At 60.2% G+C, this 10,807-nt stretch carries 11 protein-coding genes; 3 read left to right on the plus strand and 8 right to left on the minus strand.

All coding sequences use genetic code 11. From position 1 onward, the window contains the following. Positions 1–61: 61 nt before the first annotated feature. From creD to PspS49_RS27135, 4 genes are all read right to left on the minus strand, one after another. The gene (creD, locus tag PspS49_RS27120) at positions 62–1,432 is read right to left on the minus strand and encodes a cell envelope integrity protein CreD (protein WP_160042114.1); all 1,371 of its coding nucleotides are present in this window, start codon (positions 1,430–1,432) and stop codon (positions 62–64) included. 175 nt (positions 1,433–1,607) lie between these two features. Next, the gene (gene creC, locus PspS49_RS27125) at positions 1,608–3,026 is read right to left on the minus strand and encodes a two-component system sensor histidine kinase CreC (RefSeq protein ID WP_160042116.1); all 1,419 of its coding nucleotides are present in this window, start codon (positions 3,024–3,026) and stop codon (positions 1,608–1,610) included. Further along, on the minus strand, positions 3,026–3,706 hold the full coding sequence (gene creB / locus PspS49_RS27130; protein ID WP_150775894.1) for a two-component system response regulator CreB: 681 nt from the start codon (positions 3,704–3,706) through the stop codon (positions 3,026–3,028). Before creB ends, creC begins: the two co-directional genes overlap by 1 nt. Before the next feature lie 73 nt (positions 3,707–3,779). Next, positions 3,780–4,283, minus strand: a complete 504-nt coding sequence (locus tag PspS49_RS27135) for an ATP-dependent zinc protease (protein WP_095050277.1) — start codon at positions 4,281–4,283, stop codon at positions 3,780–3,782. Between the two features lie 257 nt (positions 4,284–4,540). On the opposite strand from PspS49_RS27135, the gene PspS49_RS27140 reads away from it, so the two are divergent. Beyond that, entirely contained in the window at positions 4,541–5,428 is an 888-nt protein-coding gene (locus PspS49_RS27140) for an acyltransferase (protein WP_150749700.1), read from the plus strand. Position 5,429: 1 nt separating this feature from the next. On the opposite strand, the gene PspS49_RS27145 is transcribed toward PspS49_RS27140, so the two are convergent. Then, positions 5,430–5,987, minus strand: coding sequence for a DUF2780 domain-containing protein (locus PspS49_RS27145; RefSeq protein ID WP_095112740.1), 558 nt, complete (start codon positions 5,985–5,987; stop codon positions 5,430–5,432). A gap of 150 nt (positions 5,988–6,137) precedes the next feature. Between PspS49_RS27145 and PspS49_RS27150 the strand changes: the two genes are divergently transcribed. Further along, positions 6,138–6,773, plus strand: coding sequence for a sigma-70 family RNA polymerase sigma factor (locus PspS49_RS27150; RefSeq protein ID WP_150749701.1), 636 nt, complete (start codon positions 6,138–6,140; stop codon positions 6,771–6,773). Beyond that, a complete protein-coding gene (locus PspS49_RS27155; protein ID WP_160042118.1) occupies positions 6,770–7,444 on the plus strand; it encodes an anti-sigma factor in 675 nt (224 codons plus the stop codon). Before PspS49_RS27150 ends, PspS49_RS27155 begins: the two co-directional genes overlap by 4 nt. A gap of 254 nt (positions 7,445–7,698) precedes the next feature. On the opposite strand, the gene fdhA is transcribed toward PspS49_RS27155, so the two are convergent. The 3 genes from fdhA to soxG form a co-directional block, all read right to left on the minus strand. Next, positions 7,699–8,898, minus strand: coding sequence for a formaldehyde dehydrogenase, glutathione-independent (fdhA, locus tag PspS49_RS27160; protein ID WP_034155015.1), 1,200 nt, complete (start codon positions 8,896–8,898; stop codon positions 7,699–7,701). A gap of 204 nt (positions 8,899–9,102) precedes the next feature. Continuing rightward, positions 9,103–9,960, minus strand: coding sequence for a formyltetrahydrofolate deformylase (purU, locus tag PspS49_RS27165; protein ID WP_160042120.1), 858 nt, complete (start codon positions 9,958–9,960; stop codon positions 9,103–9,105). 211 nt (positions 9,961–10,171) lie between these two features. After that, positions 10,172–10,804 carry a sarcosine oxidase subunit gamma family protein gene (gene soxG, locus PspS49_RS27170; RefSeq protein ID WP_160042122.1) on the minus strand — a complete coding sequence of 211 codons (633 nt, stop codon included), beginning with the start codon at positions 10,802–10,804 and terminating at the stop codon, positions 10,172–10,174. Positions 10,805–10,807 lie beyond the last annotated feature (3 nt).

Below are 10,807 nucleotides of genomic sequence, written 5' to 3' on the forward strand. Positions count from 1 at the left end.
ATAATCCGCGTCACCAACTCATCCTTCCAGCACTGATCCTCACGCAATCCCAGCGACCGGCTCATTGCATCGTCCCCACATCAAACTCCAACGGCTTCGCCGGTTTCTGCCCGATCCCGTACCAATCCAGTTTGCGCGTCAGCACCATGAACACACCGAGCAGACCGAACAGCAACAACGAGCCCATCAACAACGCGTAATCCTCGGCGCTCAGCAAGCCATAGAGCAGGCCATACAACGCCGCCAGCCCCGCCGAAAAACTCAAGCCGTGACGCACACTGCGTAGCACGTGACAGACATAAAACCCGATCAACAACACACAACCGCTGGCCGACAACAGATACGCCGGGGCAAAACCAATGTGCTCCGACAGCGAGAGCAACAACAGATAAAAGAACGCCAGCGCCACACCGACCAGCGCGTATTGCACCGGGTGCACGGCCAGACTTTTGAGCACTTCGAACAGGAAGAAACCGGCGAACGTCAGGACGATGAACAGCAACGCGTATTTGATCGCCCGGTCACTCTTCAAATATTGATCTACCGGATCGATGAAGCTCACGCCAAAGCTGCGGCCGTTGAATGCCTCGCAATCATTGCTGCTGACGCAACGGCTCATGGCGTCTTGCAGGTTGGTGGAGAAGAACGTGGTCTGCCAATCGGCGCTGAAACCCTGATCGTTGATCTCACGCTTGGCCGGCAGGAAATTACCGATGAAACTTGGATGCGGCCAATTCGCAGTGAGGCTGACGCTGCTGCTCTTGCCCACTGGCAACACCTGCAATGAACCGGTGCCTTGCAGACGCAGGTCAAAACCGAAGCTCAGTTCCGTGGTTTTGCTGGTGTCGAGCAGCGGCAGCGTCACTCGCACACCCTCGCCGAGCCAGCCGACCTGGGTGCCCGGCACGAAGTCCAGACGCTGGCCGTCGAGTTCCAGTTTCAGCGCATTTTCGATGCCGCGAATGTCGCTGATGCCGACCGCAAGAAACGGTGCATCGAACTGGTAATCGCTGAAGTCTTCTCTAATGCCCAATTGTGCTGGCAACGAGAAATGGCCATTGATGCGGTTATCGGCGTGGAACAGCCGCGCCTCATAAATGCCGCGCGCACGCAGCTCGGTTTGCACCTGGCCGTCGAGTTCGAAACGCTCCGGCAGGAAGTACAAACGCCCGCGCTCTTCGCTCGGTTCGTCGTAGCGTTGGTTGGTTTTGTCGTTGGTTTTCCAGTTGTGAATCACTTTGCGATACGGCACCACCATCACCGGCCCGCTCAGTTGCTGGCTGTAGCTGGAACTGCGGGCGATGTCTTCGAGCACGCCGTCGCGCAACTGTTGGCGGTCGTCGATGACGCCATCGATCATCAATAAAGGTATCAGCAACAGCAGGATCAACACGGCGATGGCGCCGAGCTTGATGGTCAGATTCTTGTTCATGGGACTCTCCCTGTTTGGATGGGGGGAGTCTGGTGATCGGGTGTGGGGGTTTTGTGGGGGGATTGTGGAGATTGTGTGGAGACTTCACCGGCCCTATCGCGAGCAGGCTCACTCCTACATTTGGAATGCGTTCCCCTGTAGGAGTGAGCCTGCTCGCGATGGCCGCAACTCGGTATCAAGACAAACGCAATGTCACCTCAACACCACTTTCGACATTACGAATCTGCATCGACCCACCATGCAACTTGACCACCTCTTCAACGAAATTAAGCCCCAACCCCGTGCTTTTCCGCCCACTGTCCGGTCGCGGTAATGAGTAGAAGCGCTCGGTCAAACGCGGCAAGGCGTAATCGGGAATAGGAGCGGTTTCATTGAACAGACGCAGTTCAATCTGCTCATCCCGACGCTCGGCACTGAAGCGCAGAAGCCCCTCAACCGGGGTGAAATCCAGCGCATTTTCCAGCAGATTACCCAACGCCTGACGCAGCAGAAACGGCTCGCCGATCAACAGAAGATCAGCCGCAATCGCCTGTTCGATGCGCAACTGCTTTCCTTCAATCCGCGCCGCCTGCCCCTGCAGCAATTGATCAACCAGCGCCGCCAACGGCACAGCGACCCGCTCTTCAAGGCCCTGACGTTGTTCCACTTGCGCCAGATTCAACAACCGTTCGATCAACTGCTGCATCCGCGCACTTTCGCTGTCGATGTTGCCGACAAAGCGCAGACGTTGAACCGGCGGCATTTCACCTTGCAGCAACTCCGCCGCGCCACGAATCGCCGCCAGCGGACTTTTCAGTTCATGGGTCAACGTATGCACGTAGCGCTCAACGTACGCCTTACCCTCCAGCTGTGTGCGCATCTGCTCAACCGCTGTGGCCAGTTGCTCCAGCTCACCGCCGCGATAGTGCGGCACTTCCACCCGCCGCCCTTCGCTCACCGCTTGTGCATAACCGGTCAAACGGTGCAGTGCGCGGCTCAGCCACCACGACAGCAAGGCACCAAAGAGCAGACCGAGGCCGATCAAACCCGCGCCGTAAAACAGCAGGCGCCGTTCGGTACGATCCACATAAGGCTGCAATGAGCTGTTGGGTTTGGCCACGGTGACCACGCCGATGATCTGCCCGTTGTCGCGGATCGGCGCGCCGACGTGCATGACTGAAGATGCTGGGTCATCCGGATCGCTGCGACTGGATCGCGCACCGTACTCGCCACGCAAGGTCAGGTAGACATCGTTCCAGCGCGAGTAGTCCTGCCCCACGGCTACGCCACTGGAATCGAGCACAACGATGCCTTTGGCGTCGGTGACGTAAATGCGGTGGTTGACCTGATTTTTCGGTAAGCCCCAAATGCTCGCTTGCGGCTGACGCTCGCCATAGGCGCGCAGCAACTCGGGCCAGCGGTTCTCGCTGAGGGTGCCGGCCTTGAAATCGTCCCGCAGGATTTCCGCCATCAGGTTGGCGGTGTCGACCAGGGTTTCTTCGGTGGACTGGCGCACGCCGGGACGGATTTCTTCCATCACCGTGTTGAGCACGAAATAACCGGTCAGGCCGACAAACAGCACATACACCAGAAAGATCCGCAGCCCCAGTGACATCAGCTGTGCCCCGGGCTGTAGCTGTAACCGAGGCCACGATGGGTCTGGATCGGCTCGGCGTCGGCGCGCACCAGACGCAGTTTGGCGCGCACGCTTTTGATGTGGCTGTCGATGCTGCGCTCGTAGCCGGCGTCGGCCGCAACACCCAGCGCGTCGAGCAATTGCTCGCGACTGAACACCCGCTCGGGTTGTTCGAGCAGGCATTGCAGCAGGCGGAATTCGTGGCGGGTCAGGGTCAACGTCTGGCCGCGATAAATGATTTGAATCCGCTCCGGATCGATTCTAAATAGCGCTGAAGTGGCTTCAATCGCAGGACGCGGCGCCATGCGTTTAAGGATTGCCTTCACTCGCGCCGCGACTTCACGCGGGCTGAACGGCTTGACCACATAATCGTCGGCACCAATTTCCAGACCCACCACGCGATCAATCTCGGCATCGCGGGCGCTGAGGAACAGCACCGGCACCTCGCTGAAGCGCCGCAGTTGCTTGCAGGTCTCGAAACCGCTGATATCCGGCAGGCCGATGTCGAGGATGATCAGATCGGCCGGGGTCTGCCGCTGATACTCCAGCGCCGCCGCGCCGAGGCTCAGCCACGTGGTGGTGAAGCCTTCGCCCTGCAAGGCAAAAATCAGCGTGTCGGCAATCGCCGCTTCGTCTTCGACAATCAGGATATGAGGCATGGCGTCCGAGCCCGTAGGTTAAGTGCGCGAACGGTGCCCCAAGCCCGACGTTACGTCAATGAGACCACTTGGCTCAGCAGTCCGGCTTGTCGGCCGTGAAGCGTCGCGCCGGGTTCACCGCTGCGCCGAATTCGCGCAAGGCTTTGGCACCGATCAGCAACGGGTAATTGAAGTTGCTGCGGTCGGTCAGGTTGACCTCAACGGTACGCTTGACGTTACCCAGGCACAGCTCCAGATCGACCACCGGGCGTTTGGCGACTTCGGTGCTTTCACCCTCGTCTTCTTCGTCCGAGCGGCTCTTGATCTTGCTGATCCGTGCGACCTTGTGTTCGTAGACCTTGTTGCTGGCGTCTTTGGTGGCGAGGCGGAAACGCACCCATTCGTCGCCATCGCGGGTGAAGGTTTCGATGTCCTTGGCCGACAGCGAGGCGGTCAGTGCGCCGGTGTCCATCTTGGCCTTGAGCACTTCACCGCCGATTTCCGGCAGCGCAATGTATTCGTAACGCCCATACAGGGTCGGCTCGGCGGCCATGACCGGCAGGGCGACGAGGGCAAACAGTGCAAGGAGGGATTTCACGTAAGGGGCTTCCTTGAGAGGTTGGGCAACGGGATTTTAGACCGTTGCGCGCTTGATCGTTCCCACGCTCTGCGTGGGTATGCATCCAGTGACGCTCTGCGTCACAGGGACGCGGAGCGTCCCGGGCGGCGTTACCACGCAGAGCGTGGGAACGATCAGGTTAACGCGACGAAAGTGAAACATTCGTCACCACCGATTTGGCCTGCCGCGCGAAGCTGCTTATCATGGCGCGCCCATCCGTTTGCAAAGAGTTGCTTATGCGCCGCCTGCTCACCGGCTGTTTCGTCACCCTGCTGCTGTTGCTCAACACCCTGATCCTGATCGGGCCGTTGCTGGTCTTTGCCCTGCTCAAACTGATCGCACCAGGCCGCTGGCGCGATTACGCGTCGGGGACGGTGATGTGGATCGCCGAGACCTGGGCCGAGATCGACAAACTGATTTTCCGCCTGTGTATCCCCACCCAATGGGACATTCGCGGTGGCGAAGACTTGCGCGGCGACACCTCGTATCTGGTGGTCAGCAACCACCAGTCGTGGGTGGATATTCCGGCGCTGATCCAGACCCTCAACCGGCGCACGCCGTTCTTCAAATTCTTCCTCAAGAAAGAGCTGATCTGGGTACCGTTTCTGGGGCTGGCGTGGTGGGCGCTGGATTACCCGTTCATGAAGCGCTACACCAAGGCCTTTCTGGCGAAGCACCCGGAGCTGGCGGGCAAGGATCTGGAGATCACCAAAGCGGCCTGCGAGCTGTTCAAGCGTCAGCCGGTGACCGTGGTCAATTATCTGGAAGGCACACGCTACACCGCCGCGAAAAGCGCGCAGCAGCAATCACCGTTCAGCCACTTGCTCAAGCCCAAGGCCGGCGGCGTGGCGTTTGTCTTGGCGGCGATGGGTGAACAACTGGATGCGATTCTCGACGTCACCGTGGTTTATCCACAGGCGAACATTCCGGGTTTCTGGGATCTGATCAGCGGCAACGTGCCGCGCGTGATCATCGACATCAAGACCCGCGAACTCGACCCGGCGCTGTGGCAGGGTGATTACGAGAATGATCCGGCGTTTCGCGAGAAGGTCCAGAGCTGGGTCAACCAGCTCTGGAACGAGAAGGATCAGCGCATCGCCGAACTGCGCGGCGAGCGCGGCTGAATCAGCTACCGGTGCCGGCGCCCCAGATGCTGCCCAGGCTGCTCAGCAGCGAACCGCCGACGCCCTGCTGACCGAGGTATTGCAACAGCACAGGGGCAAACTGGCCGATCATGCCGCTGTCCATGCCCAATGCGCTGAAGGCATTGTTCAGGTCATTGGTGTCCTTGACGTTGCCCAGCGCATTCTCAAGCCCGGCGGACTTGCCGGACGAACCGAGCAAAGCCCCCAACGCCGCCAGATTGCCGCTGCCACCGGACAATTTATCGATGCCCGGCACCTCCTTGGCCAACTGCGAATAATCGGTACTGCTCAACTGATTCTTGGCCAGCCCGAGCATCGCGCTAGTACCGCCAACGGCTTGCTCCGGCGTGACATCCAGCGCACTGAGGGCACTGAGCAAACCGGCGGTTTCCGAGGTCGGCGCCGCAGCGGCCGCCTTGTCACCGCCCTGCATCCCCGAAACCGCACCAGCGACATCGTTCAGACTGAAACCGGCAAACACCGGCCCGGCCGCCAGGGTCAGGAGCGATGCCAAGGCAAAACCGCGTGAAATCTTCATTCAGACATCCTCTTGCGCTGTGAAAACCACCCGCTGAACGGGCAGTGAAACTGCCGGTTTGACCGGGTATCCGCCGGCATGTTCCGGCGCGGCGCATCCATTTTCATCCGGCCTGCGTATATAAAACGTGAAATCCCGGACACCCTCGCGATGAATGGCACAACCGCTGTCGCTGAACTAGCCTGTGAACAGTCCGAGCCCAGCCCTCGTCGCCCGACCTTTGCCTGGAGAGTCGTCATTTCCATCGCCGACACCGATCAGCTGCGACAGTTGTTGGCCCAGTGTTCACTGGGTGATCGTCGCGCCTTCGAAACGCTCTATCGCAGCGTCGGCCCGCGCCTGCATGGCGTCGCGCTGCGCTTCATGGGCCGCGCCGATCTGGCCGAAGAAGTGCTGCAGGAAGCCTTCGTGCGCATCTGGAACAACGCCTCGCGCTACGAAGCGCACCTGTCGGCGCCGTTGACGTGGATGATCAACATCACGCGCAATCAGGCTATCGATCAATTGCGCAAACACCGCGACCGACCGCTGACGGATCTCGAACAAGATGCGCTGCTGGACGAAAGCCCTTCGGCACATGATCAGTTGAACAGCGCCCGCGAGGCTCAGATGTTGAACCGCTGCCTTGAAACCCTCGACGGCATGCAGCGCCAGTCGATTACGGTGGCCTACTTTCAGGGATTGTCGTGCACGGAACTCGCCGAACACCTGGCCACGCCGCTGGGAACGGTGAAATCCTGGATCCGTCGTGGCATGGAACGCCTGCGTCGGTGCCTTGAATCATGAACTACCAGACCCCTGCCCTGCGCCGCGCCCTCGCCGCCGATTATGCGATTGGCTTGATGTCATCGGCTACGCGTCGGCGGTTTGAGCAGTTGTTGCTGGATGACGCAGCATTAAGGGCTGAACTGGCGCAATGGCAGGAATCGCTGGTGAGGCTCACCGAATCTCTGCCGGAGCATCCGGTGCCCGATCGCGTCTGGCATGGCATTACCGCGCGGATCGAACCGCAAGTGCTGCATGTGCCCGAGAAGCGGCCGTTCTGGAACTGGCTACGGGTTAGCGCTGTGCTGTGTTCGATCGTGGTGCTGGTCTTCCTCGGCTCGCTGTACAACCGCGACGACGCCCGCTACCGCGCCACCCTGCTGACCGCCGATGCGCAACCGGCGCTGAAGGTCGAAGCGCATGCGGATTATCTGCAAGTCGAGCCGCTGACGCTGGCGGCGGTTGATGCGGATCGCAGCCTGGAACTGTGGGCGATTCCGGCTGACGGAAAACCGATTTCTCTCGGCGTTATTCCGGCGGGGGGCAAAGGCAAGGTTGAGTTGAACGAGGCGCAGAAAGTCTTGATCGGTAAGCCGATTGCGCTGGCGGTAAGTCTTGAGCCGAAAGGTGGTTCGCCGACCGGGCAGCCGACTGGGCCGGTGTTGTACCAAGGGGCGTTGGCGGGCCTGTAAAGCAAAGCCCCTCACCCTAACCCTCTCCCAGAGGGAGAGGGGACTGACCGAGGTGTCTGGCACCATACATCGACCTGCCACACCGAGTCGATTATGGATTCACAGCGGTATTTTCAGGTCGGCGTAAATTGTGAGCATCCCTCGGTCGGCCCCCTCTCCCTCCGGGAGAGGGCTGGGGTGAGGGTCGCTTTTGACCTGGGCTTGCAACAAAAAACGGCGACCCTCAGGTCGCCGTTTTGTATTGCGCTTGAACCTTACGCCGCACTAAACAACTTATGCGGATCAATCACAAACTTCTTCGGCACGCCCGCATCGAACTCGCCATAGCCTTCCGGTGCCTGATCGAGGCTGATCACTTGCACGCCCACCACTTCGGCGATGTTGATGCGATCCCACATGATCGCCTGCATCAGCTGGCGGTTGTACTTCATCACTGGCGTCTGGCCGGTGTGGAAGCTGTGGGACTTGGCCCAGCCCAGACCGAAGCGAATGCTCAGGCTGCCCATTTTCGCAGCGGCGTCGACGGCGCCCGGATCTTCGGTGACGTACAGGCCCGGGATACCGATCTTGCCGGCCACACGCACCACGCCCATCAGTGAGTTGAGCACGGTGGCCGGCGCTTCGGCTTTCACGCCGTCGTGGCCGTGGCCGCGTGCTTCGAAGCCGACGCAGTCCACTGCGCAATCCACTTCCGGCTCGCCGAGCAGTGCGGCGATCTGTTCGTGCAGCGGGGTGTCCTTGGACAGGTCGACGATTTCAAAACCCTGGGATTTGGCGTGAGCCAAGCGGATGGTGTTGACGTCGCCGACGATCACCACCGCCGCACCGAGCAAACGCGCAGAGGCAGCGGCGGCCAGACCGACCGGGCCGGCGCCCGCAATGTAAACGGTGCTGCCCGGACCAACGCCGGCAGTGACGGCGCCGTGGTAGCCGGTCGGGAGGATGTCGGAGAGGCAGGTCAGGTCGCGGATTTTCTCCATGGCCTTGTCGCGGTCCGGCAGTTTCAGCAGGTTGAAGTCGGCGTACGGCACCAGCACGTATTCCGCCTGGCCGCCGGTCCAGTCGCCCATGTCGACGTAGCCGTAAGCGCCACCGGCACGGGCCGGGTTGACGGTCAGGCAGACGCCGGTGTGTTGTTCTTTGCAGGAACGGCAGCGCCCGCAAGCCACGTTGAACGGTACGGAGACCAGGTCACCGATTTTCAGGTTTTCGACGTCGGAGCCTTTTTCGATCACCTCGCCGGTGATCTCGTGACCCAGCACCAGACCGGTCTGCGCCGTGGTACGGCCGCGCACCATGTGCTGGTCGGAGCCGCAGATGTTGGTGGAAACCACTTTGAGAATGACCCCGTGCTCGATCTTGCGACCGCGCGGGTCCTGCATTTTCGGATAGTCGATTTTCTGTACTTCGACCTTGCCCGCGCCGAGATACACCACACCACGATTGCCAGACATGCTTTCACCTCGCTGTTGTTTTTATGGAACCGCGTTGCCCAGGCAGGCAGCGCGTTGAATGCTCGGGTTATTGCTTGTTGGTTTTGCGTTGTTTGTTATGGCCCCTTCGCGAGCAGGCTCGCTCCCACAGTTGATCTTTGGTGTGACAGAGACCTGTGTTTCAACACAAATCCCTGTGGGAGCGAGCCTGCTCGCGAAAGCGATCTAAAGAACGACGGTTCTATTGGCGTTCAAAAACACCCTTCTTTCGATGTGATACCCAACCGCCCGCGCCAGCGTCAGGCCTTCGATATCACGCCCCTTGGCAATCAGATCCTCAGGGTAATGACTGTGATCCACCGCCTCGACGCCTTGGGCAATGATCGGCCCTTCGTCGAGGTCGTTATTGATGTAATGCGCCGTCGCGCCCACCAGTTTCACGCCTTTGTTGTAAGCCTGGTGATACGGCTTGGCCCCCTTGAAGCCCGGCAGCAACGAGTGATGAATGTTGATCGCCTTGCCATCGAGCTTGCGGCACAGCTCCGGCGACAGCACCTGCATGTAGCGGGCGAGGATCACCAGTTCGGCGCCGGACTCTTCGATCACCTGCCACACCTGACGCTCCTGCGACGGCTTGTCGTTGGGGTCGAGGGGGAAATGGTAGTAGGGAATCTGGTGCCAGTCGGCCAGCGGTTTCAGATCCGGGTGATTGGAGACCACCGCCGCGACGTCCATCGACAACTGGCCGATGCGCTGGCGATAGAGCAAGTCGTTAAGGCAGTGATCGGCCTTGGAGACCATGATCACCACTTTTGACCGGTAGTTCGGCGCGGTCAGCTCGAAGATCATGCCGAAGGCCTGGCCGCGTTCGGCTAAGCCGTCGCGGAAGGATTGCTCGTCGAAACCGTCGGGCTGGCGGAATTCCACGCGAATGAAGAAGCGCCCGGAGAGGCGGTCATCAAACGAATGGTGCTCGGTGACGTAGCAGCCCTGCTCGAACAGAAAACGCGTGACCGCGTCCACGGTGCCGAGGACGCTGGGGCAGTCGGCGGTCAGAATCCATGTGTCTGGGGCGCGGCTCATGGTGCGGTGACTCCTGTTCTTTGTGCGGGGTGTCAGGTTTTTCCCTCACCCTAGCCCTCTCCCAGAGGGAGAGGGGACTGACCGAGGTGTTCTCTCGAGCTACGCCGACCTGAAATTCCGAATGTGAATGCAGATCGCAAAAACACCCGAGATCGGCTCCCTTTCCCCCTCTCCCCCTTGGGGGAGAGGGCTGGGGTGAGGGGGTAAGCTTTTAGGCTTGTACGCTCAACCCGTACTCAGCCGAAGCATCCTGCAACCACAACCACCAGTAATCCGAAAAGCTGCGACGAATCAGCAGTTCCCAAGTGTCTTCAGCGGTATGGCGAATCATCAGCTGCGACTTGGCGAACACCGTGCCCACCGCTTTACCGACCGGGAAATTATTCGGATGCACGTCGTAGCTGGTGGATTTCATCAGCACCTGACGCACGTTCGGTCCGCTCAGCTCGAGCACTTGCTGGCCGCCGCTGACGTTGACGATCGCGATGTGCAGATCACCCAGCGCTTCGCGCAGTTTCTGTTCGGCGGCGAATTCTTCACCGCTTGGCACGATCAGCAGCCACTCATCCGGGCCCATCCATTGCAGGCTGGTCTCGCCTTTGACGATGACGGTCAGAGCGCCGGGCAATTCGATGCCCAGGGCTTTGTTCACACCGGCAGCGAACACGGCATCGTGGCCATCACCACGGATGGTCAGGTGGCCAAGGAGTTTTTTCTCACGCACGATCACGCCGGCGTTCTTGCGGCCCTTGCCGACCAGGCTGGCGAGGTCGGCATGGTGCAGCGACGACTCGGCCTTGGCGCCGGTGGTCGGGCGTTGTTGGTAAACATTGGCTGTGGTCATAAA

The sequence above is a fragment of the Pseudomonas sp. S49 genome (assembly GCF_009866785.1).
Classification (GTDB): domain Bacteria; phylum Pseudomonadota; class Gammaproteobacteria; order Pseudomonadales; family Pseudomonadaceae; genus Aquipseudomonas.

Bases quoted from the DNA above. Each gene is read 5' to 3' on its own strand.
- creD (WP_160042114.1), bottom strand. From the start codon at position 1,432: ATGAACAAGAATCTGACCATCAAGCTCGGCGCCATCGCCGTGTTGATC.
- creC (WP_160042116.1), bottom strand. From the start codon at position 3,026: ATGTCACTGGGGCTGCGGATCTTTCTGGTGTATGTGCTGTTTGTCGGC.
- creB (WP_150775894.1), bottom strand. From the start codon at position 3,706: ATGCCTCATATCCTGATTGTCGAAGACGAAGCGGCGATTGCCGACACG.
- PspS49_RS27140 (WP_150749700.1), top strand. From the start codon at position 4,541: ATGCGCCGCCTGCTCACCGGCTGTTTCGTCACCCTGCTGCTGTTGCTC.
- PspS49_RS27145 (WP_095112740.1), bottom strand. From the start codon at position 5,987: ATGAAGATTTCACGCGGTTTTGCCTTGGCATCGCTCCTGACCCTGGCG.
- PspS49_RS27150 (WP_150749701.1), top strand. From the start codon at position 6,138: ATGAATGGCACAACCGCTGTCGCTGAACTAGCCTGTGAACAGTCCGAG.
- PspS49_RS27155 (WP_160042118.1), top strand. From the start codon at position 6,770: ATGAACTACCAGACCCCTGCCCTGCGCCGCGCCCTCGCCGCCGATTAT.
- fdhA (WP_034155015.1), bottom strand. From the start codon at position 8,898: ATGTCTGGCAATCGTGGTGTGGTGTATCTCGGCGCGGGCAAGGTCGAA.
- purU (WP_160042120.1), bottom strand. From the start codon at position 9,960: ATGAGCCGCGCCCCAGACACATGGATTCTGACCGCCGACTGCCCCAGC.
- soxG (WP_160042122.1), bottom strand. From the start codon at position 10,804: ATGACCACAGCCAATGTTTACCAACAACGCCCGACCACCGGCGCCAAG.